25 protein-coding genes and 1 pseudogene are annotated in these 23,391 nt (G+C 28.7%); 13 read left to right on the top strand and 13 right to left on the bottom strand.

Annotated elements, in window-relative coordinates; translation table 11 throughout:
* Positions 1 to 41 precede the first annotated feature (41 nt).
* Positions 42 to 416, top strand: coding sequence for a hypothetical protein (locus tag ABXT63_RS06145; RefSeq protein ID WP_415320690.1), 375 nt, complete (start codon positions 42 to 44; stop codon positions 414 to 416).
* Entirely contained in the window at positions 409 to 1,008 is a 600-nt protein-coding gene (locus tag ABXT63_RS06140) for a lytic transglycosylase (protein ID WP_415320689.1), read from the top strand. Before ABXT63_RS06145 ends, ABXT63_RS06140 begins: the two co-directional genes overlap by 8 nt.
* Here the strand turns inward: ABXT63_RS06140 and ABXT63_RS06135 are convergent.
* The 4 genes from ABXT63_RS06135 to msrA are packed head-to-tail and all read right to left on the bottom strand — an operon-like array spanning position 1,005 to position 6,256.
* The gene (locus ABXT63_RS06135; RefSeq protein WP_415320688.1) at positions 1,005 to 4,127 is read right to left on the bottom strand and encodes an efflux RND transporter permease subunit; all 3,123 of its coding nucleotides are present in this window, start codon (positions 4,125 to 4,127) and stop codon (positions 1,005 to 1,007) included. The genes ABXT63_RS06140 and ABXT63_RS06135 overlap by 4 nt on opposite strands.
* A complete protein-coding gene (locus tag ABXT63_RS06130) occupies positions 4,127 to 4,996 on the bottom strand; it encodes an efflux RND transporter periplasmic adaptor subunit (protein WP_415320687.1) in 870 nt (289 codons plus the stop codon). Before ABXT63_RS06130 ends, ABXT63_RS06135 begins: the two co-directional genes overlap by 1 nt.
* Entirely contained in the window at positions 4,993 to 5,811 is an 819-nt protein-coding gene (locus ABXT63_RS06125) for a sulfurtransferase (RefSeq protein ID WP_415320686.1), read from the bottom strand. Before ABXT63_RS06125 ends, ABXT63_RS06130 begins: the two co-directional genes overlap by 4 nt.
* 1 nt (position 5,812) lies before the next feature.
* Positions 5,813 to 6,256 (bottom strand): peptide-methionine (S)-S-oxide reductase MsrA, encoded by a 444-nt coding sequence (msrA, locus tag ABXT63_RS06120; protein WP_415320685.1) that lies wholly within the window; start codon positions 6,254 to 6,256, stop codon positions 5,813 to 5,815.
* A gap of 35 nt (positions 6,257 to 6,291) precedes the next feature.
* Here msrA and ABXT63_RS06115 point away from each other — a divergent pair, with 35 nt between their 5' ends.
* Both ABXT63_RS06115 and ABXT63_RS06110 read left to right on the top strand, forming a co-directional pair.
* Positions 6,292 to 7,176 (top strand): DMT family transporter, encoded by an 885-nt coding sequence (locus ABXT63_RS06115; RefSeq protein ID WP_415321970.1) that lies wholly within the window; start codon positions 6,292 to 6,294, stop codon positions 7,174 to 7,176.
* Positions 7,169 to 7,804 carry a DNA-3-methyladenine glycosylase family protein gene (locus ABXT63_RS06110; protein WP_415320684.1) on the top strand — a complete coding sequence of 212 codons (636 nt, stop codon included), beginning with the start codon at positions 7,169 to 7,171 and terminating at the stop codon, positions 7,802 to 7,804. The genes ABXT63_RS06115 and ABXT63_RS06110 overlap by 8 nt, the downstream gene beginning before the upstream one ends.
* Here the strand turns inward: ABXT63_RS06110 and ABXT63_RS06105 are convergent.
* Entirely contained in the window at positions 7,791 to 8,087 is a 297-nt protein-coding gene (locus ABXT63_RS06105) for a DUF1330 domain-containing protein (protein ID WP_415320683.1), read from the bottom strand. The two genes, ABXT63_RS06110 and ABXT63_RS06105, sit on opposite strands and share 14 nt — an antisense overlap.
* Positions 8,084 to 8,977, bottom strand: a complete 894-nt coding sequence (locus ABXT63_RS06100; RefSeq protein ID WP_415320682.1) for a hypothetical protein — start codon at positions 8,975 to 8,977, stop codon at positions 8,084 to 8,086. The genes ABXT63_RS06105 and ABXT63_RS06100 overlap by 4 nt, the downstream gene beginning before the upstream one ends.
* 29 nt (positions 8,978 to 9,006) lie before the next feature.
* Between ABXT63_RS06100 and ABXT63_RS06095 the strand changes: the two genes are divergently transcribed.
* Positions 9,007 to 9,543: a phosphoribosyltransferase gene (locus ABXT63_RS06095; RefSeq protein WP_415320681.1), complete on the top strand. Its 537-nt coding sequence runs from the start codon at positions 9,007 to 9,009 to the stop codon at positions 9,541 to 9,543.
* A gap of 33 nt (positions 9,544 to 9,576) precedes the next feature.
* Here the strand turns inward: ABXT63_RS06095 and ABXT63_RS06090 are convergent, their stop codons facing one another.
* On the bottom strand, positions 9,577 to 10,887 hold the full coding sequence (locus tag ABXT63_RS06090; RefSeq protein WP_415320680.1) for an NCS2 family permease: 1,311 nt from the start codon (positions 10,885 to 10,887) through the stop codon (positions 9,577 to 9,579).
* A 131-nt stretch (positions 10,888 to 11,018) separates the two neighbouring features.
* Between ABXT63_RS06090 and ABXT63_RS06085 the strand changes: the two genes are divergently transcribed.
* Positions 11,019 to 11,324, top strand: a complete 306-nt coding sequence (locus ABXT63_RS06085) for a hypothetical protein (protein ID WP_415320679.1) — start codon at positions 11,019 to 11,021, stop codon at positions 11,322 to 11,324.
* Between the two features lie 10 nt (positions 11,325 to 11,334).
* Here the strand turns inward: ABXT63_RS06085 and ABXT63_RS06080 are convergent, their stop codons facing one another.
* A complete protein-coding gene (locus ABXT63_RS06080; RefSeq protein WP_415321968.1) occupies positions 11,335 to 12,003 on the bottom strand; it encodes a prolyl oligopeptidase family serine peptidase in 669 nt (222 codons plus the stop codon).
* Between the two features lie 225 nt (positions 12,004 to 12,228).
* Positions 12,229 to 13,409 (bottom strand): annotated as a pseudogene (locus ABXT63_RS06075) (S9 family peptidase); the annotation flags it as partial.
* A 17-nt stretch (positions 13,410 to 13,426) separates the two neighbouring features.
* Here ABXT63_RS06075 and ABXT63_RS06070 point away from each other — a divergent pair.
* Positions 13,427 to 13,933: a J domain-containing protein gene (locus ABXT63_RS06070; RefSeq protein ID WP_415320678.1), complete on the top strand. Its 507-nt coding sequence runs from the start codon at positions 13,427 to 13,429 to the stop codon at positions 13,931 to 13,933.
* Here ABXT63_RS06070 and ABXT63_RS06065 read toward each other — a convergent pair.
* On the bottom strand, positions 13,930 to 14,883 hold the full coding sequence (locus tag ABXT63_RS06065; protein ID WP_415320677.1) for a glycosyltransferase family 9 protein: 954 nt from the start codon (positions 14,881 to 14,883) through the stop codon (positions 13,930 to 13,932). The two genes, ABXT63_RS06070 and ABXT63_RS06065, sit on opposite strands and share 4 nt — an antisense overlap.
* A 62-nt stretch (positions 14,884 to 14,945) precedes the next feature.
* Here ABXT63_RS06065 and ABXT63_RS06060 point away from each other — a divergent pair, with 62 nt between their 5' ends.
* From ABXT63_RS06060 to ABXT63_RS06050, 3 genes are read left to right on the top strand one after another with little or no spacing between them, the layout of a single operon-like run.
* Positions 14,946 to 15,830: a dihydrodipicolinate synthase family protein gene (locus ABXT63_RS06060; protein WP_415320676.1), complete on the top strand. Its 885-nt coding sequence runs from the start codon at positions 14,946 to 14,948 to the stop codon at positions 15,828 to 15,830.
* Positions 15,831 to 17,018 carry a class I SAM-dependent methyltransferase gene (locus ABXT63_RS06055; protein ID WP_415320675.1) on the top strand — a complete coding sequence of 396 codons (1,188 nt, stop codon included), beginning with the start codon at positions 15,831 to 15,833 and terminating at the stop codon, positions 17,016 to 17,018. It begins immediately after the preceding gene.
* 33 nt (positions 17,019 to 17,051) lie between these two features.
* Entirely contained in the window at positions 17,052 to 18,260 is a 1,209-nt protein-coding gene (locus ABXT63_RS06050) for a hypothetical protein (protein WP_415320674.1), read from the top strand.
* A gap of 1 nt (position 18,261) precedes the next feature.
* On the opposite strand, the gene ABXT63_RS06045 is transcribed toward ABXT63_RS06050, so the two are convergent.
* Genes ABXT63_RS06045 through ABXT63_RS06035 form a run of 3 tightly spaced genes read right to left on the bottom strand, consistent with a single transcriptional unit; the run spans position 18,262 to position 19,574 of the window.
* Entirely contained in the window at positions 18,262 to 18,813 is a 552-nt protein-coding gene (locus tag ABXT63_RS06045; protein ID WP_415320673.1) for a tetratricopeptide repeat protein, read from the bottom strand.
* 47 nt (positions 18,814 to 18,860) lie between these two features.
* Complete coding sequence (locus tag ABXT63_RS06040; protein ID WP_415320672.1) at positions 18,861 to 19,208, bottom strand: thiol-disulfide oxidoreductase DCC family protein; 348 nt, start codon at positions 19,206 to 19,208, stop codon at positions 18,861 to 18,863.
* Positions 19,209 to 19,211: 3 nt separating this feature from the next.
* Entirely contained in the window at positions 19,212 to 19,574 is a 363-nt protein-coding gene (locus ABXT63_RS06035) for a rhodanese-like domain-containing protein (protein WP_415320671.1), read from the bottom strand.
* A gap of 109 nt (positions 19,575 to 19,683) precedes the next feature.
* Between ABXT63_RS06035 and tldD the strand changes: the two genes are divergently transcribed.
* Genes tldD through ABXT63_RS06020 form a run of 3 tightly spaced genes read left to right on the top strand, consistent with a single transcriptional unit; the run spans position 19,684 to position 23,389 of the window.
* Positions 19,684 to 21,096, top strand: coding sequence for a metalloprotease TldD (gene tldD / locus ABXT63_RS06030; protein WP_415320670.1), 1,413 nt, complete (start codon positions 19,684 to 19,686; stop codon positions 21,094 to 21,096).
* A 5-nt stretch (positions 21,097 to 21,101) separates the two neighbouring features.
* Complete coding sequence (locus ABXT63_RS06025) at positions 21,102 to 22,421, top strand: TldD/PmbA family protein (protein WP_415320669.1); 1,320 nt, start codon at positions 21,102 to 21,104, stop codon at positions 22,419 to 22,421.
* The gene (locus ABXT63_RS06020) at positions 22,418 to 23,389 is read left to right on the top strand and encodes an NAD(P)/FAD-dependent oxidoreductase (protein WP_415320668.1); all 972 of its coding nucleotides are present in this window, start codon (positions 22,418 to 22,420) and stop codon (positions 23,387 to 23,389) included. Before ABXT63_RS06025 ends, ABXT63_RS06020 begins: the two co-directional genes overlap by 4 nt.
* Positions 23,390 to 23,391 lie beyond the last annotated feature (2 nt).

Here is a 23,391-nt window from a genome sequence, read left to right as displayed (position 1 = left end):
CTGATAAAAATGATAAAATAAATAAAATTATTTTATAAAATATGAAAAAAATTTCAATTTTAGGGTTTCATGCTATTAATTTAATATTAATAATATTGTATTTATATCCAGGTAGTCTATTAGGTTTTTTTTTATATAATGATAGCTCTGCACAACCCCAGATCACAAAAGATTTTTTAATTTCTTCAAATCATTTTTATTCATTCATTATTTTATCTATTGCTGGAATTATAGCCTATAATAAATCTAATAAGATTTATTTTTTAATAAAATATTTATTTTTACTTTCAATTTTTTTGGAGTTTTTTCATATTATAATTCCTAACAGAAATTTTGAATTGAGTGATTTATTTGGAAATTTTTTAGGTGTTGTATTTGTAACAATTATTTATAAAATTAAAAATAAATATGCTTAAATTTAAAAATATTTTTTTTACTATAATAATTTTTTTAATTTCAGCTTGTTCTTCTATACCTCAAAATACGTCAAACAGTTGCTCTATCTTTAATGAAAGATACCTTTGGTATAAATATGCAAAAAAAACTGAAAAAAAATGGGGTACTCCAATTTACGTACAGCTAGCCATTATTAAAATGGAATCTGACTTTGATTGGTTAGCAAAACCACAACGACAAAAATTATTTAAAGTTATACCCTTTAAGCGTCCATCAAGTTCTTTTGGTTATTCTCAAGCTGTGAAAGGAACGTGGGAACAATATAAAAATGAAACAGGAAATAAACTTGCAACAAGAGCAAGGTTTAAAGATAGTGTGGACTTTATTGGTTGGTATACAGATAAAACTGAATCTCTTTTAAAAATTTCTAAGAAAGATGCTTTTAGACAATATCTTGCATATCATGAGGGGTGGGGTGGTTATAAAAATTATAAAAATAATCAAAAAGTTATAGGCTTAGCTAAAAAAGTAAAAAACCAATCAGACAAATATAAGTCTCAATTAAAAAAATGTCAGAAAAGGCTAAATAAAAATAAGTATATTATTTTTTAACGAAGTTCTTTCTTTAACTCAATATCAACAGCATCTATTCTTTTTGTGTTCTTTGCTAACACTAAATACATTGTTGGAGTAATGTAGAGTGTAAAGAATGTTGATATAATCATTCCACCTAAAATAGTAGCACCAACCGCTAATCTTGATGCTTCACCTGCACCAGGTCCAATATTACCTATAACTAGAGGCATCATTGCTATCATTGTGCTTATTGATGTCATCATTATTGGTCTAAATCTTAACTGACAAGCTTCTTTAACTGACGCTTCAATATTTTTTCCAGCGGTCCTTAATTGATTGGCATAATCAACAATTAGAATACTATTTTTAGTGGATATTCCAATTAGAATAACGAGTGCTATTTGTGAGAAGATATTAATAGAACTATTTAAGAATAGAATAAAGACCAACCCTCCAAACAAAGCAAGTGGGACAGTTAACATAATAATAAATGGGTGGATAAATGAATTAAAAGTTGCAGCCATTACTAGGTAGGCTGTTAGAAATGCTAATCCAAAAATAATAAACAGCTCGTTGCTAGTTTCTTTTATTTCTTCTGATTTACCCTTCCATGCAATTTGATTAGAAGAGCCAATTTCTTCCATTGTTTCTTCTAAATATGCAATTGCTTCTGTAAGTGTATAAGATTCAGATATATTTGCAGATATTGTTACAGCTCTCTGCCTGTTATATCTCACTAATTTTTTTGCAGATCCTTTTTCACTAAACTCAACTAAATTTGCTAAAGAAATAAGTTTACCAGTGCTTTCTGATCTAACAAATATTTTAGAAAGCCCTTCTTGAGATCTTCTGTCAGCCAAGTATTGCTGAAGTATAATTGGATATTCTTTACCAAGTCTATTAAAGTTTGTTACAGTTTTTCCACCATAAAGAGTTTCTAAAGTTTTTCCAATTGAGTCAGTAGATATATTTAAATCTTTAGCTTTATTTTTATTAATTACCAGTTTGATTTCTGGTTTGTCTCTAGAATAGTCAGATTCTATTCTGGATAAGTTTTTGTTCTGTCTTAATTTTCTAATAACTCTGGATTGTATCTCCTCTAACTCTTCGTAAGTACTGCCCAATATAACCATTTGAACTGGTTTATTGTAGCTAGAAACTCTTATAGATTGAGGTGATATTGGAAAAGCTACAGTTTCTGGTACAGTCACAATTTTTCCAATTGCTTCTCTCATTATTGTTTGTGAACTTTTATCTCTTTCAGCCCATTCATCTAATAATGCAATTATTATAAAGCTATTAAATGAATTTTTGTTGCTGCCAAAGCCAGGTACTCTCATTATAAATCTTTTATATGGACTATCCTTAGCCTGAAGAAGTGGAATTAATCTTTTTTCAACATCTTCTGCTCTTTTTTCAGTATATTCAAAAGAGCTTCCCTCATCAGTAAACCCAAGAACAAGATACACACCTCGATCTTCCATAGGTAACAATTCTTTTTTTGTAAAATGAAATAAAACACTAGAGATAATAATAGTGAAGACAATAAATGAAATGATAATTTTTTTCTTATTTAGCCAATAGCCCAATGTTTCTTCATAAAATTTTGATAATAATTTAAAAAACTTGTCAAATTTAGTAACTATAAGATTTTGTTTAGGTTCTTTCTTTAAAAACTTACTTGCTAACATGGGCGACAAAGTAAGAGCAACAAAAGAGGACACTACAACTGAAAAAGATAAGGCAATTGCAGTTTCTCTAAATAAAGTTCCTGCAATTCCATCTATAAAAATTAAGGGAATAAATACAGCAACTAGAATTAAAGTTGTTGCAATAATTGCAAAACTAATTTGTTTTGACCCTTTATAAGCTGCAACTAAAGGGCTTTCTCCATTTTCAATTCTTCTATAAATTGCGTCTGTCATTATAACGGAATCATCCGTAATTATTCCAATCGCTAAAATAAAACTTAATAAAACAAAAATATTTATTGATAAACCAAATAAGTAAAGACCTAAAAAAGATGCTATCAAACTTACAGGTAATGCAACTGCAGGAACAATTACTGCCTTTATATTTCCTAAGAATAAGTAAATAATAATAACCACAAGCATAAAGGCAATTATTAAAGTTTTATAAACTTCATCGATAGCAGTACCCACATATGTTGCCCTGTTAAAAGCTACTTCTATGTTTAGATCACCTGGTAATGTTTTCTTAACTTCATCTATTTTTTTACTTATTTCTTTAGAAAGTTCTACTGTTGAAGCACCACTTTTTGCATAAATACCAATTCCTACAGTTTTTAGATTTAAAGCATCCTTACTTTGTGCCTTGAAAAGATTTTTTTCTGAAACTGGACCGAACTCAATATTGGCAATGTCCGCAAGTCTTACAATACTATTTTGGTTTTTTTTTATAGGTAATGCTTTTAATTTTTCTATATTATCATACGACTTATCCAAATTTAATATTAAATCTACATTGTTAGCCTCAAGGGTACCTGCTGGCAAACTTACATTTTCTTTTCTTATTGCTCCCTCAACTTCTTGAATAGTTAAATTGTATGCTGCTAGTTTGATTGGATCTATCCAAACTCTAACACTTAAATCTCTTAATCCACCAGTTCTAATAGTTCCTACATTTTTAACACTCGAAAATTGATCTACTAAATATCTCTCAACATAATCCCCAAGCTCTAAATCACTCCAAGTTGCAGAGGATACAGCTAGCCACATAGTAGTCGAAAACCCTGCTGACTGCTTAAGTATTTGAGGGGCATCAGCTTCACTTGGCAACCTATCAACAATTCTTGCTACTCTTTCTCTTATATCATTGGCTGCATTATCTAGGTTAATGTCAGTATTAAATTCAACATTAATTGAACTACTTCCATTTTCTGACGTTGAGTTGATATTTTTTACTCCCTCAATTCCACCAATCACCTTTTCAATTACTTGAGTTACTTCTTGATCAATTATAGGAGCCGATGCAGATTTGTAGTCTACTTTAATTTGAACCACGGGAGGCTGTAAGCCTTCTGGCAATTCTCTTACAGGCAGTTGTGAAAAAACAAATATTCCAAAAACAATTAATATAAGAGACATTACCCACGCAACAACTGGTCTTCTTATACTTACATCTGTTATAAACATTATTTTTTAATAGGTTTTATTTTACCTTTAGGCCTAACTTTTTTTAATCCTTCGGCAACAATGTTGTCTCCTTCATTAAGGCCAGTGATCACCTCAATAAATCCACCATCTCTTATTCCAATTTTTATTTCTGTTTTATTTGCAATATTGTCCTTTGAAACTTTGTAGACGTAAGTTTTATTTCCCTCGACCATCATGCCAGTATCAGGTATTGCAAGAGAATTTCGTTCGTTATAATTAATAACAACTTCTAGAAGAGAGCCTGGAATTAATTCAGAATTTTCATTTTTAATCATAACTCTTGTGAGTAAACTTCTCGTTTCAGCACTAATCCTACTTGAAACAGCATATACTTTTCCACTGTATGTTTTATTTTTGTTACCTGAGAATATTGCTTTAATAGGTAAATCTTTTTTTATGAATGTTGCAAAAGTTTCAGGAATCTTTAGATCAGAATATATAATTGAGTTATCATCCAAAGTTATAATGATTGAGCTATCTGAGCCAAGAATATCTTCTGTTATACCTCTATATCCAAGCACACCATTAAATGGTGCTAAAATATTTCTATCTTTAAGATTAACAATTAAATCTCCTTTTTTTACATAATCTTTCAAAGTTAATTCAGATATTAAATTATCTTTTTTAATTCTAAAAGACTCAGTTCTTTTTGAGATTGCAGTACCAAAGCTTTCAATATTTTCTGAAAAGTTTTGGTAAACTACTTCTTTAACAATTATTCCAGGAGGAGGTCTTTTACTAAACTTTTTCTTGAAATGATTGCCTATCATAGCTCTTCCAACAACTACTATTATAATTATCAGGAAGAAAGTAATGATTACTGTACTGATTTTTGTTGATCTTTTCATATTTTAGTTTTTCCGTATTCACTCCATGAACCATCATAAATTATTGGCATATATTTAATGTCTATTAAGGAATAAGCAAGAGCCAAAACTGAAGCGGTAACTCCAGAACCACAGGTAAATACAATGTTTGCATCAAGTTCGCATTTAGTTAATTTAAATTTTTCAAGGATTTTTTTTTTAGTAATAAATGTATGATCTTCATTAATAAGTTCAGAAAAGGGTAGGCAGAAAGAATTTTTTATTGAGCCACTTCTTAAACCTTTTCTTGGTTCTAGAATCTTACCTTCAAATCTTTCTCTGCTTCTTGCATCAATAATCTTGAATTTACTTATAAAAATATTTTCATCAATTTGTTTTTTGTTTCTTACTAATTCTTTTTTTTCATTAGCCACATAATTAGTATTAATAGTTTTTGTTAAATTATTAACAGTTGGCTTTTTTTCATTGTTCCATTTTTTTAAGCCACCATCTAACACATGGACAAGGTTTCTATTATGTCCAAAATAAATAAAATTGTACCAACATCTACAAGAACTAATTACATCAGAATTATCATAAATTACTATTTGATCTTCATTTTTAATACCCATACTTGATAAAATCTTTTCCCATGACTTAACATCAGTAAGCATATGAGGTAGATCAACATCTGTTTTAGAATTTTTATCTAAGTCAAAAAAAATTGCATTTTCTATATGTAGCTTTTTATATTCTTCAAAACCACTTCTCTTTGTTTGAGGCATATGCCATGAACAATCAATTATTTTTACTTTATCTGAATTTTTTTCTAACCAACTTGTATCGACTAGTGACATATTACCTTTTTTCCAAGTATCGTTGATGGTATTCTTCTGCAGAACAGTAATTCTTTAATAAAGAAGTTTTTGTTACTACTTTTCTAGATAAATTTAAATTTTTTTTTTCTATAATATTTTTAGCAATTTCTTTTTGTCTATCACTTAAATAAAATATTTCACTTCTGTATTGTGTCCCAAAATTAGGTCCTTGTGAATTTAAAGTTGTAGGATCATGAATTTCAAAAAAAAATTCTAAAATCTTTTCATAAGAAATAATTTTAGGATCAAAGTCTAGTTTAACAACCTCTGCATGACCAGTACTACCGGTACATACCTCTTTATAAGTAGTTTCCTTATTGTCACCACCACAATAGCCAACTTCAGTTTTGATAACCCCTTCAAGTTTACTAAACTTGATTTCTGGTCCCCAAAAACATCCTAATCCTAAAACTGCTATTTCCATTGATTATAGTTTTATTTGATTTACAAATTATTGCTATGTTAACTAAAAATCAATTAGGTTTTTTGTACATGTTTCTATCTGTGTGCACCTTTTCAGTTATGGATTTGCTTGTAAAATGGTCAAGTGACTATCCAACAGGAGAAGTATTATTTTTTAGAGGTTTTTTTGGGCTTTTACCTACTTATTTTTTAATACCAAAAAATAAACTTAAAACTTTTTACACAACCAAAAGATCTAAAGAACATCTATTTAGATGCATTATGGGATTAATAGCTCTAATGGCAATTGTTGTTGCATTAAGAGAACTCCCTCTAGCCGTTGTTGTTAGCTTGTCATATGCGGCACCTTTATTTATTACAGTATTGTCAATTTTCTTACTGAGTGAGAAGGTGGGTATTTTTAGATGGTTGGCAGTCTTGATTGGATTCATCGGTGTTATTATAATTGCTGAACCTGGTTTCAAAGGTATGAATTATCTTTATTTTCTTCCATTAATATTTTGTATTGGGATGGCCTTTGTGACTATTACAATTAGAAAATTATCTACGACAGAACCTATTTGGCTTATTTCAATTTTTTTTACAATTACAATTTCAATTGCAGGATTAGCCACAATTCCTATGGGCTGGATAATGCCAAATTTTCAAGATTTTATTCTTTTAGCTTTAATTGGAGTAACTGGTGGTTCTGCTAATTTATTTTTAACTCAATCTTATAAACTTTCAGAGGTATCTTTAGTGGCACCTTTAAAATATTTAGCTTTAATATTTGCTATTATTTTTGGTTATTTAATTTGGAATGAGATACCAACTGTAAAAACACTAATAGGAGCATTACTAGTAGTATTTGCCTCTCTTATAATTTTTAGAAGAGAAATTTACCACAAGCAAAAAATACCATCTACCAACAGACATGAATAAAAAACCAAAATATTGGAATACTGCAAAGAAATATTTATCTAGCAAAGATAAAGTGATGTCTTTATTAATTAATAAATACAAGTCTCCCTCAGAAGCGGTGCTCACCTCAAGAAAAGATATTTTTTTTTCATTATGTAAAAGTATCATTGGACAACAAATTAGTGTTGCTGCAGCAAACTCAGTTTTTATAAAGTTTAAAAAAAAATGTAAAAATAAAATTAACCCAAGGACAATATCTAAACTATCCTCTATTCAACTTAAAAGCTGTGGATTGAGTAGACAAAAAGTTAAGGGTATCAAAAGTTTAGCTAAACAAATGTTAAACAAATCTTTTAATCCTAAGTTAATTCCCAAAATGTCAGATGAAGATGCAATTATTTATTTATCTCAATTAAGACAAATAGGTAGATGGTCAGCTGAAATGATCTTATTGTTTACTTATAATCGTTCAAATATTTGGCCCATACAAGATATTGGTCTTTTAAGAGGAATTTCAAAAAACTATAAAAAAAATTATTTACCACCAGATTCTTATGTAAAATTATTAAACAAAAGATTCACCCCATATTGCTCTGTTGCAACCTGGTATCTGTGGAGAAGTATAGACCCAGAACCTATTCAGTACTAAAGCCTTCTATAATTTGTAAATTTCGATCAGTAGTATCTTTTGCTAGAGCCCACCCATTTTGATATTCTTTAGAGTCATGACACTTGATAGCTTGCTCGTAGCTTGGAAATTCCCAAATTACTGTTCTTGGGTAATCGTCACCTTCTAAAGTTTTAAATTTACCACCTCTTACAAGTGGTTTTGCACCATAACTTTTTAAAACTTCTGTGACTTTCTCCCCATATTTTTTAATATTTTCTTGGCTACTAATTCTTGTATATAAGGCTATCCAATATACTTTCATTGATCTAACCACTCAGAAAATTTATTTTGATTAATTATTATGTATTCTGGAAGCTTATTTAAATTAAATTTTTTTAAAATACCTCCATTTCCAATTTTTTGAGCCGTTTTATCAACTTTTAAATCATAGATGGCTTTTTTATTTTTTATTATTTTTTCTATTTCGTTTATAGAAAGTGGATTTTCATCAAATTCTCTATGATGTAAATAGGATTTTAATTTAAATTCTATTTCTTTTGCTGTTTTGATATTTGTAAAATGCCAACCTCCATTATTTATAATCTTGATATTTGTAAATTTTTTTTTGGAAAAAAAAGTATCAAGTCTAAAAAAAGAATATTTTTTATCTTTTATATTTCTTAACCACTGTGGGCTGATTAAGTATTTTTTTTTACAAGCTTTAGTACCTGTCCAAATTAAACTAGGTAGTTGCAAATTAAATTTATAATAAAACATATCTTGCTTAAATATAATTATTTTTTCATTTATTTTTTCTAAATTTAAGTTGGATAATTTTGGTATTTCATCAACATCTGATATCATTATTAGGTCCTCATCTTTTGCTCCATTAAGTCCTTTTGTTATAAGGTTTCTTTGACCATTTTCTCTATAGGCTGCATTAAATATATATTTTCTAGATTTCTCAGATTTATTATCTTCAATTTCTACCTTCTCAGTTTGAGGATAACATTGATCATCAATCACATAAATAATCTTATGTTTAAATTGTTTAAATTTTTCATGATTAAATTTAAGTTCTCTTTGGTCACCTTTATGAGTAAATTTACTTTCGACAATTACAAAATAGTCGACAAATGGATTTAGAGTATTAAGTCTAACGTCTACAACTACTTCTTCATCAAAATACATAAAGCAGTCATATATTTTCATAATTTTTATTCTTTTTTATTTATATTTATATGATAATAAAATTTATGGCAGATAAATTAATCATTACATTTGATGACTATACAAAAATTGTTGAGAAATTAGCAATAGAAATTTATAATAATTATAAACCAACAGTATTAGTTGGTATTATGAGAGGTGCTGCTCCCATTTTAGACATTCTCTCTAGAATTTTAAAACTACCGATAGCGTATATTGTTATTCAAAGTTACTCAGGCAAAGGAATGCAGGATAAACAAGGTCAATTGATGTTTGCCAGAGAAATTAGCTCTTTAGCTGAGAATAAAGATTTTGATAAAGTATTACTAGTAGATGATTTGTCTGATACTGGCTTAACTTTAAATAAAAGTATTGAATGGTTAAAAAACTATGAGCCTACAAAAAACTATATTAACGAAGTTAAAACAGCATGTTTATGGAAAAAAAAATCATCTGTATTTGAGCCAGACTTTTGCCCAGTAAAATTAGACTCAGACCCATGGATTGTTCAGCCAACTGAACATTATGAAGAATTATCTATGGAAGAAATAATTAAGAGAAATAAATAGGGCTGGAGTTTAGCCAGCCCTAGAAATTAATTTTTAAGCAACTGCAAAGCTTACAGCACTTAGTATTGCAATTACCCATATCGCTGGGGAAGTGCTTGAAAACTTACCAGTGAATAATCTAATCAAAGCATAAGAAATAAATGCTAAAGCAATACCATTGCTAATACTATAAGTTAGTGGCATAGCAATCATCGCAAGTATTGCTGGAGCAGATTCAGCAATATCATCCCACTCAATATCAACAATATTTCTTACGAATAAAACCGAAACATACAAAAGTGCAGCCCCATCAATTTCCTTTGGTAAGCTTGTTGCCAAAGGTGAAAGGAATAAACAGGCTAGAAATAAAACTCCAATAGTCAAAGATGTCATTCCTGTTCTTCCACCTGCTTTTACACCAGCACCAGATTCAACATAGCTGGTTACAGTTGTTGTACCCATTAAGGCACCAGCTACAGTTCCAACACTATCAGCCATCATTGCTTTTTCAATATCTTTAACTTTTCCATTTTTATCAACTTTTCCAGCAACATTTGCTACTGAAGTTAAAGTTCCTGCGGTATCAAAAAAGTCTATAAATAATAATGTAAATATTACTGTAGACATTCCAGCAGTAAATGCAGCAGTTAGATCAAAATCAAATAGATAAGTCATTGGAGGAATACTTCCAACAACTCCGTTAAATTTTGCAAGTCCAGTTACCCAAGCAATAATACTAAATACAACTATTCCAATAATTATATTTCCTTTTATATTTAATTTTTCCATAACTATCATTGAAACAAAAGCAAGACAGGCAAGTAAAATTAAAGGATTTTTCATATCGCCAATAGTTACCAAAGTAACAGGATGGTCAGCAACAACGCCCATAATTTCCAACCCAATAATGGCTAAAAATAATCCAATACCTGCACCTATTCCAAGTTTTAAACTTTTTGGAATAGAGTTAATTAACCAAGCTCTAATTGGTGTTAATGAAATGATTAAGAATAAAACACCAGCAACTAGTACTGCACCAAGTGCAGCTTGTGGCGTATAACCCATTCCACCAACAACTCCAAATGCAACAAAGGCATTAATTCCCATACCAGGAGCCAAACCTATTGGCCAAGTTTTTCCATAAAATGCCATGATAAAACAAGCAAGTGCTGTTGCAACGATTGTTGCTGTGAATACTGCTCCAAATTCAAAAAAACCTTTTTCTGGTCCAGCAAATTCACCTGAAAGTATAAATGGATTCAAAAACATAATGTAAGCCATTGTCAAAAATGTAGTTACACCCGCTATTACTTCTGTTTTAAAATCAGTATTGTGTTTTTTATAGTTAAAATATTTTTCTAACATTGATCCTCCTAAGATTAATATTGATTAATATTAGATTAATTGGAAAAATACTCTTAAAAATATAAGTTTATCAACATATTTCAACTTATAAGTTTATATTTATGCCATATTTTGGGTGTTATCATTGAAGTATGAAAAAATTGAAATTTATTTTTATAAGCTTATTTTTTTTAACTATAATTACTGGCTGCCAGACAATCAAAAATAAGACTGACTCAATTGTTGAAAAAGAAAATACCAAGTTGAGTGAGTACATTGGAAAAACTTCAACAAATTTACAAATGGACCTAGGTAAACCAGATGAAGATTTTAAAAATGAAAAAGGTAATTTAGAACTTGTGTATAATACTAAAAAATATGGAATACTTTGTGAAAGAAGATTTGAAGTAGATTCAAATTCTTTGGTAATTGGCTTTGTTTCAAATGGTTGTTTTTAATATTTAGAAACTATATTTTTTCAGAAATTTTTAATGCGAATGCATAATCTAAAGCAATCTCTTCTATAGCGCCATCTCTACCAGATTTACCACCATGACCTGCGTTCATTTCAGTTTTTAAGAGTAATAAATTATTGTCAGTTTTATATTCTCTAAGTTTAGCAGTAAATTTTGTAGGTTCATCAAATAATACTCTGTTGTCACTTAAACTTGTTGTGATTAGTATATGAGGATAATCCATTTTCTTTATATTGTTATAAGGAGCATAAGAATAAATATAATCAAAATGATCTCTTTTATCTTTTGCATTTCCAAATTCATCAAACTCACCAACTGTTAAGGGTAAAGAATGATCTAAATTAGTTGTCAAAGAGTCCACAAAAGGTACCGCCATTATTATTCCTAAAAATAATTCTGGTGCTTGGTTAACTACCGCGCCCATAAGAAGACCTCCAGCAGAACCACCCATTCCTATTATTTTATTTTTTGAAGTATATTTATTTTCAATTAAATATTTTGCAGAAGCAATGTAATCTTCAAAAGTGTTCTTTTTATTAAGTAATTTTCCTTCTTTCCACCATTTCATTCCCCTTTCCATTCCACCTCTAATATGTGCTGTGACCCAAATAATATCTCTATTTATTAAACTTAATTTTGTAGTAGAAAAACCAGGATTCATTGAGCTTCCGTATGAACCATAGCCATAAAGTAATAAATGTGCATTTCCATCTAGTTTAGTATTTTTATGTCTGGTGATTGTAAGAGGCACTAACCTTCCGTCGTGTGATTTACAATCAACTCTTTCAACAATATAATTATTAGGATTATGACCTGAGGGAATTTTCTGCTCTTTAATCAATTTTTTTTCTTTTGAGTTAAGGTTATAAGAATAAACTCTAGATTGGGTTTTTGGTGACGAATAGCTTAAATAAATTTTATCTGTATTCTTATCTCTTTGTGACAAGGAAACGCCAGGAACGTATACAGTTTCGTCTGAAAAAATTAATTCTTCTTCTTTTTCAGTATTTATATTCTTTACAAATAATTTATCTAAAGCGTCTGAAGTCTCTGATCTTATGATCCAGTTTTTTAAAAATATTAGACCACCGATTAAGACTTCTTCTTTAGGGGCTATAAACGTTTTCCAGTCTGGTTCTTCCAAATTATTGGATATGTCTATTTTAAAATCTTCAGCATTTTCATTTGTGTGGTTATAAAATTTTCCACCCCAAGAATTAACTGAATAAAGTATCCCTCTTTTTCTTTTTTTATTAGCTTAGGTTTTGGCTTCTTTTCATTAATGCTGAAGTAATACTGTTCGGAAGTATTATGATCTGAGGTATTAATGAAAAAATATTTATCATCTGAACTTAAACTAATACCCACTGTAAAAGCTTCACTTTTTTCTTCAAAAATTAATTGATCATCTTTAGTATCTGTTCCCAGTTTATGTCTATAAATTTTTCTTGGTCTGTGATTTTCATCTAGTTTTGAGTAAAAAATATACTGATCATCTAAACTAAAAATTATATCTCCTGATGTTTCTTCAATTTTTTCAGTGACTAATTTTTTTGTATTTATATCCCTAATATATATTGTGTAATATTCAGAACCTTTTGTATCTAAAGAGTATCCTAAGTATTTATCATTAAAACTAATCTCAAGGTCACCAACACCAAAATATTCTACATCAAGTTTTTTTTTTTCCTCATCGCCATTCCAAATTTCTTCAATATTATTAGTACCAATTTTTTTTCTTAATTTGATAGAGTAATTTCCTTTGGCTGTTGTTTTTGTCCAATACTCATAATCAAAATCTTTAAAAGGTAGAGATTCGTCATCCAGCTTAATTCTTCCTTTAATTTCATTAAACAGTTCTTTTTGAATATTTTTAGTATTTGATAAGTGAAAATTTGTATAGGAATTTTCTTCTTCTAAGTATTTTCTAACTTCAGGATTTAACTTTTTACTATCTTTTAAAACGTCTAAGATATTATCTTGGTGTATCCAGCTATAATTATCTTCCCAGCTAGTATTGTGGCATGTTTTTATTTCTGATTTTTTTTTAAGTTGTGGTATTTTCATGGAAGCAAATTAAATATATGAATATCATCATTTATACACTAGTTATTTTTGGAATTATTTACTTTTTATTAAAGTTTTTAGCTAACACATCTTCTAAAAAAATATCTAAATATTTAAGAAAGCCAATATTTATTGGATCAATAATCTTAGCTTTGATACTTGCTGTAGGAGGTAAGTTTTTATTAAGCATACCTTTGACGTTACTTAGCCTTGCTATAATTAAGTTAAAAGGATTTTCAATTATTCAATTAATTAGTTTATTTAGGCTAATTCAAACACTTAGGAGGTCTGGAAGGTTTTCATTTAACCAGAGTCAAAATATTAAAAACTCATCTACATTATCTTTAGAAGAGGCTTATAAAATTTTAAATCTTGATAAAAATAAAAAAAATACAAAGGAAGATGTTAACAAAGCTTATATTAAGATTCAAAAAAAAATTCACCCAGATGTATCACCAGAAACTGCAAGGCTATCTGCAATTGTTAATGAAGCTAAAGAAACTGTATTAAAGAACATTTTTTAATTTAAGATAAGATTTAATTGTTTAAAAATTTTATTTGGACAGATTCTGTCCTTCCCAAGTGTACCATGGGTCACGGTATTTTCACCATCTGGAATAATTGGGAACATCCTTGGACTATAACTTCCATAAAGCAATGGTGTATCAGCCATTAATACTATCGTTTTTATTCCTAGTCCTGAAGATAGGTGACTAAAACTTGAGTCATTGCAAACAGAAATATCACAATTTTTTATTATTGGCAAAGTTTCAGTTAAATTTAGATTGTCTAGTGGATAGCATTCATTTTTAAATTCTGAACTAAGTATTTTTTTTAAAATTTCTTGTTCCTCATTATTTTTGCCAGTTGCTAAAAAAAATTTACAATTATACTTTTGAGAGATTAAGTGCATAAGCTTTATAAAAATAACTGCAGGAATTCTTTTAGTTGGCCCCGATCCTCCTACGCCAAGTAAAATATTTTTTTCATTATTTTTAATATTATATTTATGCTTCATTTCTTGTATAGATTGATTGCTAATTAAAATTTTTGGGTCACTCTTAACATTTAGGCCTAGGCTTTTTTTCAAAAGTTCTTTTGCAGCACCAATAACATGTTGACCCTTTTTTTGAAATAAAGGGTATTGGTAAATCTCTTTAATTCTAGCAGTTCTTGCTATTAGATTAAACCTAAAGGATGAATTAAAAATAAAAACTTTATCAAAATTATGTTGCTTAAGATCTTTTACCAAGGTGTAAGATCCAGCAAGCCCTTCGTGTCCACTACTCTTTAGACTATTGTCTCGTTTTAGAATAATTATTTTATCGATAATATTATTATTATTTAGAAACTGTTCTGCTTTTGAACTCTCTTTAACAAGAATACTTACTGGAGTATTAAACTTCTTAGAAATTGCTTCTATAAATGGCAAATAAATAACCATATCACCAATCCCCATTTTATTTTGTATCACCAAGATTTTCATTCAATACTTTATCATCTTTACTAATTTTTAAATTTATATAAGTTTTAAAAATGAATAAAATTAAAGGCATTTATGCGGCATCAATGTCAATATTTAATAGTGACCTAAGCTTAAACATTGAAAAAACAGTCAGTCATGCTGAAAAAATAATTGATCAAGGGTGTCATGGGGTTGCTATTTTTGGAAGCACAGGACAGGCTCAGCTTATATCTATTAGTGAAAAAATTAGTTTACTTAACCAGCTATCAAAAAGTAAATACAAAGATAGATATTTAATTGGAACTGGACTTAACTCTTTAAATGAAACTATTAATTTAATGAGTGTGGCCTTATCCTTAAATTTTAATGATTTTTTAATCATGCCTCCAGCTTATTACAAATATGGTGATAAAGAGGTGATAGAGTTTTATTCAAGAGTGGTCGAAGCAATGCCAAATAGCAGAATTATTTTATATAATTTTGAAAAACTGTGTGGATATAAATTTAGCATTGCATGTGTTGAAGAGCTCGTCAAAAAATTCCCAAAACAAATAATTGGGGTTAAAGATAGTTCATATAATCTTTATGAACACCTTAAAATAGATAACTTTTCTGTTTTGCCTGGGTCAGAGTCAAAACTTTTAAAAGGTTTAGAAGTAGGATGTGCTGGAATTATTACTGCCACTTGTAATGTAACAGCAAGCTTATCAAGAAAAGTTTATGACGACTTTATCGAAAAAAATGAACAAACAACGAATGAAATACTGTGTAACATTAGAAATACTTTTGAAAAATTTAATTTAATATCTGGGTTACATTCTTTCATGTCTGATGAAGATAAAATTTATAAAAATGTTCTGCCACCCGTTAGTCTTTTAAGTGAAGAAGACAAAATTCAATTAGTAGAAGAACTTAATAAACTAAACTTTACGTTGGGATCTTTAAAGGCAGCATAGATGCAATTAACAAGATTTTTAAATAACACATTTAAAAATGATGGCTTCATATTAATTGATGCTGACTCAAAAAAATATATCATAGGATCACCAAAAAAAAAACGCCCAATTATACTTAAGATTTTAAATAAGAAACTTCACTATAAGCTGCTATTGCGCCCTGATCTATATTTTGGAGAAGCCTACACTAATGGTGACATTCTCATTGAAGATGGAACGCTGACCAATTTTTTAGATATTGTACTTATGAATATTGGAAGAGGGGAGATAAATTTTTTTAGCAAATTAATTAATAAATTAAGTGGCTCCTATAGGTATCTAACAAATTTTAATTTTATAAAAAAATCTAAAATGAATGTTGCCCACCATTATGACCTTTCAGATGAATTATATGATTTATTTTTAGATCCTAAAAAGCAATACTCATGTGCATATTTTAAAAATGAAAATGATACTTTAGAAGAGGCTCAAAATAATAAAATACAACACATAATTAAAAAACTAAATATACAGCCAAATCAAAAAATTCTTGATATTGGGTGTGGTTGGGGATCATTGGCCATTGATATTGCAAAAAGTACAAATTGTGAAGTAACAGGAATAACGCTATCAAAAAACCAATATGCTTATTGCGTGAAAAAAGCTAAGGAACTTAATATGGAAAATCAAGTTAGGTATAGACTCATAGACTATAGAGAATTAGATGAAAAATTTGATAGAATAGTGAGTGTTGGAATGTTTGAGCATGTGGGTAGAAAATTTTATAAGAAATTTTTTAAACAAATAAAAGAATTACTCACAGATAGTGGTATTTCTTTAATTCACACTATAGGTTCTGTTAATCCTCCCAGAGACCCACACCCATGGGTAACAAAGTATATTTTTCCAGGCGGATATACACCAAGCTTAAGTGAGGTAACCACACCAGTAGAAAAAGCAGGTCTAATCGTGTCTGACATTGAGGTGCTGAAATTGCATTACTCCTATACATTAAAGCATTGGAAAGAAAACTGTATAAAAAATAAAGCACAAATTATTGAAATGTTTGATGAAAGGTTTTTTAGAATGTGGGAATTTTACCTGACAGGGTGTGAAATTGCTTTCAAATGGGGAGACCAAGTTGTGTACCAATTACAATTAACAAAGAGTTATACATCAACACCTATCACAAGAGACTATATTTATTAGAAATAAATTGATAAATTAAAACTCCTTTAAAGCATGAAAAAAATAAAAAAAAACTCTATTAAAAAAAAAACGGTCAAAAAAAGCTCTATCAGAAAAAAACCGTTTAAAAAAAGTTCTATCAGAAAAAAAACAAGTAAAAAAAACTCTATTAAAAAAAAAACGGTAAAAAAAAGTTCTATCAGAAAAAAAACAAGTAAAAAAAACTCTATTAAAAAAAAAACGGTCAAAAAAAGCTCTATTAAAAAAAGAGCAAGCCTAATATCAAAAATAATTAAATTTCAATATTCTTTAAAACCAAAATTTAATTTTAAAATTAATTTTAGTTTAGAAAAATATATTCAGGCTTTCTTTGATATTTTTGCTAATAGAATATTAGAATATAAAATATTAAAAGCAGAAGAAAAAAGAAATAAAAAATTAGAGGATATTGAAAAAAAAGAAAAAGAAAAAATATTAATTTATAAGCAAAAAATAAAAGAAGAAGAGTTACAGACAAAAATCCAAGAAAAAAATTTAAAAGAAGAGGTTAAGTTAGAAAAAGAAAGAGCAAGAGATATAAAATTATTTTTACGCAAGGAACAAGCATTACTTAGAATTGAACAGGCAGAAAGACAAAAACAATTCTTAAAACAATTACAATTAGAAAAACAGATTGAAAAATTTAGAATAAGAGAAATAAAAGAACTTGAAAAAATTGAAAAAATTTCTCTAAAAGAAAAAAGAGATGATTATGCTGGTTTACAAGCAAGAATAGAAAAATTAAAAGATAAATATAGAATTATAAGAGATCAAAAGATTAGAGAAAGAGTAGAGGCTTTAGGTGTAAAAATTACAGGTAATGAAGATAGAGAAACTTTAATACAAAAAGAAAAAGATTATAAAATAGCAAGACAAAAAATTGAACTTTCTCTTGAAAGCTTTTATAGAAGTGCAAGTAGTTTAGTTTTTCAACTTAATAAACGTCATGTAACCAGACATATGTCTATTTTTAGATGCATTGATCAAAGGTTTGAAACTGGTGAAATATTTATTAAATGGGATGAAGCTTCAGATGAAGAATGGCTATTATTAATTTATATAAAAGATAATTCTCCAGACAAAGGAATAGTTATTGAAGACAAATCAAATCCTGAAAAAAATTCTTCATATGAGTTTAAACCTAATGAAATATTTAAAGCTTCAGATTTGATGGTGGACTCGTTAACTCAGTTAATTTCAAGAAAAAGAGGAAAAAAAGATTAGATTAGATACTCTCTTCTCTAATTAATCTTTCAATTTTAGGTATCATCTCGCCACTCTTAAATGATGGGTAAAACTTCAATGCTCTTTCTATACTCTTAATAGCTTTTTCATATTTTTGAAGTTTAATAAAAATTCTTGCTTGTCCAGATAATGCTCCAAAGTGTCTGGGCTCTATGTTTAAAACTTTATCAATATCATCTAGAGAATTTTTAAATTGATTCATTAAAAAATATACTGTCGCCCTTTTATTCCAAGCCTCAGACCATTTAGGGTCAGTAACTATAATGTTGTCAAAAACGGTTAGTGCGTAATTATAATCCCCATATTGCATCAGCTCTGTTCCAAATTCTAACTTCTCAGTTAATTTACTATTAGTTGGATGTTCATTCCAAATAGACCAAATTTTTGCTTCTAATAATACTGCACTTTTTGAATTATTAACTTTCTCAAGTTGATTGAAAAGATTATTTAAAATATTTTCTTGAGATGATTGTGCAGAAGTAAAAAAAATACCTATGTATAAAGTTATTAAAAAAAATTTTCTAAGTTTCACAATAAAAATATAATTTAATTAATGTTTACTCTCAATAAGTAAAAAATTTATTTAGAAAGTTGTTTTTTATTTTTTAAATACAAAAAGAAAGCAATAAATTCATAAAAGTAAGAGAATAAAGTAAAAATTACTGGTATTTTAAAAAAAGTATACAGAAATTTATATCTAGGAATTTTTTTCCAGATTAATAAAAAAGCTTCTGCTCCATCTATGATTCTTTCACCATCCACAACATGAAGTCTGCGCAAAAGAGTTTTATCATTTTTTTGAGTTTCTACTTCTGCAGATTTATTATTAGTAATATCAATCCAATCTATGCCTTCAATATTTTGTTTTTTATATATATTTATTTCAGCACGACAAATATTACAGGAATTGTTAAAATAGACTTTCACAGATTATTTTTTTTTCTTCCATGCAGTCATTCCGCCAGTTATGTTTTTTACATTTTTTAATCCCATTTCTTGCATTGTTTTTGTTGCAAGAGTACTTTGGCCGCCAAGGCCACAAAATACCAGGTATTCTTTATCTGGGTTGTTTTTAAATATTTCATTTTCTAAAGGACTACCGTCTGCTAAGTAAAATTCCAACAAGCCTCTTTCTAAATTTACTGCATTACCAATTGTTTCTGTCTCAAAACTACTTTTATCTCTAACATCTACAAATTGTACGTTTGGATCGTTTAGTTTTTCTTTAGCTTCATCTACAGAGATATTTGTTATTTCATTAGAAATTTTCATTAATTCATCAAATTTTTTCATTTTATGGTCCTTTTTTTTATTAATTAGTAAAACTACATAGAATTAGTTAGTTTGTATATGTGCGAAATACACCAATTGAAAAAATAATTATAACCATTATTTGATTCCTATGAATGATTTTTTTATAAAAACAGACTTATCAAGAAAAGATGCAGAAAATATTGTTTCTGAAACTTTAAATAAATGTGATGACGGTGAACTTTATTTGGAAAATTCTAAAAGTGAGTCGATCGTACTTGATGATAATAAGATTAAAAGTTCTAGTTATAGTTCTGATTTAGGTTATGGTTTAAGAGCAGTAACAGGTGAGGTTGTTGCTTATTCACATTCAAATGAAATTTCAAAAAGTTCATTAAAACAATCAGCTGACAATTTAAGTTCAACATTGAAATCACAGAATGGAGTTTATAATCATGAAATTTCAAAAACAAATGAGAAAATTTATGAAGATGTTAATCCTATAGAAAAAAAATCACTTAAATCTAAATTAGAACTCTTAAAAGAAATTAATAGTTATACTAGAGCAAAAGGTGGTATTGTTCAGCAGGTTACTGCTAGCTTTGCTGGGGAACATAAATCTATAGAAATTATTAGATCAGGTGGTGAAGTACTAACCGATGTTAGACCTTTAATTCGTTTTAATGTTTCGGTGATGCTTGAAAAAAATGGAAAAAAGGAAACAGGCGTTTATGGAATTGGTGGAAGACAATCGTACGATGAATATCTGAAAGATGATAATTGGAAAAAAGTATGTGATGAAGCATTCAGAATTGCTTCAGTAAATTTAGATAGTAAACCTGCACCGGCTGGGGAAATGAAGGTAGTTTTAGGTCCAGGATGGCCTGCAATACTCATTCATGAGGCGATAGGACATGGTTTAGAAGGGGACTTTAATAGAAAAAAAACATCTGCTTTTCATAGTTTAATGGGTCAAAGAGTTGCAAGTGAAGGTGTAACAATTGTTGACGATGGAACTTTGCACAATAGAAGAGGAAGTTTAACAATTGATGATGAGGGCACTCCTACGGAAAAAACTGTTTTAATTGAAAACGGTATATTAAAGAATTTTATGCAAGATCGTTTGAATGCAAGATTAATGAATACAAGATCCACAGGAAGTGGCAGAAGAGAAAGTTATAAACATGTTGTTCTCCCAAGAATGAGAAACACAATGATGCTAAATGGAAAATACTCTCAAGAAGAAATGATTAAATCAGTTGATAAAGGCATATTTGCAGTTAGTTTTGGAGGAGGTCAGGTTGATATTACCTCAGGAAAGTTCGTATTTAATTGTACTGAAGCTTATGAAATTATAAATGGTAAAATAGGCTCTCCCATTAAAGGGGCAACATTAATAGGTGACGGCCCATCAATTTTAAAGGAAGTTTCATTAGTTGGAAATAATATGATGCTTGATCCGGGTATTGGAACATGTGGAAAAGCGGGACAGGGTGTGCCAGTTGGTGTGGCTCAACCCTCAATTTTAATTGATAAAATGACCGTTGGTGGAACCCAACTATAAATCAAATGATTAAAGATCAAGATTACTTAAAAAAAATAGCTTCATTTTGCATAGATTTAGCTAAAAAATTAGGTGCAACAGATTCTAGTGCAGCCATCATACATTCTATTTCTGAAACAGTTAATTTTAGAAACAAAAAATTAGATGAGTCGGATCGATCTGATAGTTTGGGAGTTAGCTTAACAACTTATATAGGTAAAAAAAAATCTAGCATTTCGTCATCAAATCTTACTGAAGATAATATTAAAACTTTAATAGAAAGGTGTATTGAAACAACAAAAATTACACCAGAAGATGAATTTAATTCTTTACCAGATCAAGATCTGTTAGTAAAAAAAATCGATGATTTAAACCTATATGATGATGATCACATAGAAAATGATGAAAAAATTGAATATTTAAAAGAAGCTGAAGAGGCTGCGTTTAAAAAGCAAGAGATTATCAATACTGAAACTGGTTTTTCTGAATCTAAATCTAATTTTATATTGGCCAATAGTGATGGCTTTTTAAATGGATATAAATCTTCTTTTTTTTCTGCATCATGCGTTGCTATAGCAAAAGATTCTAATGATAGCATGGAAAGAGATTATGAATTTACCAGCACATGTCACTTACAAGACATGCTCAGACCAAATCAAATTGGAACAATGGCTGCAAAAAAAACAATACAAAAGCTAAATCCACGAAAAATAGAAAGTGAAAAAATTAGTATTATTTTTGATAGAAGAATTTCAAAAGGAATATTAAGTGTTTTAGCGAGTGCAATATCAGCATCCTCTATAGCAAGAGGTACTTCATTTTTAAAAGATCAAATAAACCAAGAAATATTTTCAACCTCAATAAATATTTTTGATAAACCTAATATAGTTAAAGGGCTGGGTTCTCGGTACTTTGATTCTGAGGGAGTAAAAAGTAGTGAATTGAAGTTAGTCGATCAAGGTGTTTTAAAACATTATTTAGTAGATACTTACAATGGGAAAAAATTAAATCTGAAGTCAAATGGTAGAAGTGGCGGAACAAGTAACTTATTTTTTGAAAAAGGATCTATTTCATACAAAGATCTTTTAAAATTAAATCAAAAAACCCTATATATTACAGAAACAATTGGTCATGGAAGTAACTTAGTTACTGGAGATTACTCCGTAGGCGCAACAGGGTTTATGGTAGAAAATGGTGTGTTTAAATATCCAGTTAGTGAAATTACTATAGCTGGAAATTTTAACGATATGTTTAAAAATATCACTTTAGCAGACGACCTTGAGTTTAAATATTCAACAAATGCTCCAACAATGTTAGTAGAGGGCATGGTTGTTGCAGGTAAATGAAGGATTTTTGTATTATTGGCTCAGGTATTTCGGGGGCTACAATTGCCAACATTCTTAGCAAAAAATACTCATTAGATGTTTATGATAAGGCAAGAGGTGTGGGGGGAAGATCATCTAATAAAAAGTTTAATAAGAATGAAAGTTTTGATCATGGCGTTCAATATATTTCTCCAAAAAGTAGTCAATTTAAAATATTTATGAATAATCTTATTAACAAAAAGATAGTTAAAAAATGGCCAGGAAAACATATATTTTTAAATAAAGATAAAAAAGAAGATAAAAAGCACATTAAGATAATTGGAAACAAAGGAAATAATTCCATTAGCAAATATCTATTAAAAAATATTAAGTGTATTTTTAATACTGAGCTTATAAAAATTACTTATAAAGAAAAATTCTGGGAGCTAGATTTTTCTGATGGTACTCGAAGGTTTTATAAATATTTGATATTAACTTGCCCATTTCCTCAATTAAAAAAACTTTCAAAAAAATATATTAAACATTCATTTATTAATAAAAAAGTTAAGATGGATGCCAATATCACAATAATGATGGCAACTAAAAAAGTGAGACCAGATATTAGTAGCTATTTTTTTTCTGACAAGATTTTAGGCTGGGCGGCATATGAGAATAGTAAAAAAAGATTTAAAAGTGATTATGATTTATGGACGTTACAGAGCACTTATAAATGGGCAAATAAAGTAATAAACAAGAATAAAATTAATAAATTAGATAATGCTAAAATACTGATTAACAAATTTTTTGAGCTTACAAGTTTTAAAAAAAATAAAGTTTTTCATATCCAGAATCATGGATGGAAATATTCATCTAATTCTAAACCACTAAATATTAAAAGTTACTGGAACAGCTCCATTGGACTAGGAGTTTGTGCTGATTGGTTTGTAGGTTCAAGACTTGAGTCTGGTTGGTTGAGTGCTAAAGATCTATCTTTAAAAATTAAGAAGTAAGC

Source organism: Candidatus Pelagibacter sp. Uisw_092 (assembly GCF_047729545.1).
Lineage (GTDB): Bacteria > Pseudomonadota > Alphaproteobacteria > Pelagibacterales > Pelagibacteraceae > Pelagibacter.
The sequence above is the reverse complement of the archived record's forward strand: the minus strand, read 5'-3'. Positions and strand labels throughout refer to the sequence as shown.

What these genes read in the sequence shown, in the direction of transcription:
- ABXT63_RS06080 (WP_415321968.1), bottom strand. Translation starts at nt 12,003, where the DNA reads ATGAATCCTGGTTTTTCTACTACAAAATTAAGTTTAATAAATAGAGAT.
- ABXT63_RS06025 (WP_415320669.1), top strand. Translation starts at nt 21,102, where the DNA reads ATGATTAAAGATCAAGATTACTTAAAAAAAATAGCTTCATTTTGCATA.
- ABXT63_RS06105 (WP_415320683.1), bottom strand. Translation starts at nt 8,087, where the DNA reads ATGAAAGTATATTGGATAGCCTTATATACAAGAATTAGTAGCCAAGAA.
- ABXT63_RS06135 (WP_415320688.1), bottom strand. Translation starts at nt 4,127, where the DNA reads ATGTTTATAACAGATGTAAGTATAAGAAGACCAGTTGTTGCGTGGGTA.
- tldD (WP_415320670.1), top strand. Translation starts at nt 19,684, where the DNA reads ATGAATGATTTTTTTATAAAAACAGACTTATCAAGAAAAGATGCAGAA.
- ABXT63_RS06035 (WP_415320671.1), bottom strand. Translation starts at nt 19,574, where the DNA reads ATGAAAAAATTTGATGAATTAATGAAAATTTCTAATGAAATAACAAAT.
- ABXT63_RS06060 (WP_415320676.1), top strand. Translation starts at nt 14,946, where the DNA reads ATGAATAAAATTAAAGGCATTTATGCGGCATCAATGTCAATATTTAAT.
- ABXT63_RS06100 (WP_415320682.1), bottom strand. Translation starts at nt 8,977, where the DNA reads ATGAAAATATATGACTGCTTTATGTATTTTGATGAAGAAGTAGTTGTA.
- ABXT63_RS06125 (WP_415320686.1), bottom strand. Translation starts at nt 5,811, where the DNA reads ATGTCACTAGTCGATACAAGTTGGTTAGAAAAAAATTCAGATAAAGTA.
- ABXT63_RS06130 (WP_415320687.1), bottom strand. Translation starts at nt 4,996, where the DNA reads ATGAAAAGATCAACAAAAATCAGTACAGTAATCATTACTTTCTTCCTG.
- ABXT63_RS06090 (WP_415320680.1), bottom strand. Translation starts at nt 10,887, where the DNA reads ATGTTAGAAAAATATTTTAACTATAAAAAACACAATACTGATTTTAAA.
- ABXT63_RS06085 (WP_415320679.1), top strand. Translation starts at nt 11,019, where the DNA reads ATGAAAAAATTGAAATTTATTTTTATAAGCTTATTTTTTTTAACTATA.
- ABXT63_RS06140 (WP_415320689.1), top strand. Translation starts at nt 409, where the DNA reads ATGCTTAAATTTAAAAATATTTTTTTTACTATAATAATTTTTTTAATT.
- ABXT63_RS06055 (WP_415320675.1), top strand. Translation starts at nt 15,831, where the DNA reads ATGCAATTAACAAGATTTTTAAATAACACATTTAAAAATGATGGCTTC.
- ABXT63_RS06050 (WP_415320674.1), top strand. Translation starts at nt 17,052, where the DNA reads ATGAAAAAAATAAAAAAAAACTCTATTAAAAAAAAAACGGTCAAAAAA.
- ABXT63_RS06110 (WP_415320684.1), top strand. Translation starts at nt 7,169, where the DNA reads ATGAATAAAAAACCAAAATATTGGAATACTGCAAAGAAATATTTATCT.
- ABXT63_RS06115 (WP_415321970.1), top strand. Translation starts at nt 6,292, where the DNA reads ATGTTAACTAAAAATCAATTAGGTTTTTTGTACATGTTTCTATCTGTG.
- ABXT63_RS06020 (WP_415320668.1), top strand. Translation starts at nt 22,418, where the DNA reads ATGAAGGATTTTTGTATTATTGGCTCAGGTATTTCGGGGGCTACAATT.
- msrA (WP_415320685.1), bottom strand. Translation starts at nt 6,256, where the DNA reads ATGGAAATAGCAGTTTTAGGATTAGGATGTTTTTGGGGACCAGAAATC.
- ABXT63_RS06095 (WP_415320681.1), top strand. Translation starts at nt 9,007, where the DNA reads ATGATAATAAAATTTATGGCAGATAAATTAATCATTACATTTGATGAC.
- ABXT63_RS06070 (WP_415320678.1), top strand. Translation starts at nt 13,427, where the DNA reads ATGAATATCATCATTTATACACTAGTTATTTTTGGAATTATTTACTTT.
- ABXT63_RS06145 (WP_415320690.1), top strand. Translation starts at nt 42, where the DNA reads ATGAAAAAAATTTCAATTTTAGGGTTTCATGCTATTAATTTAATATTA.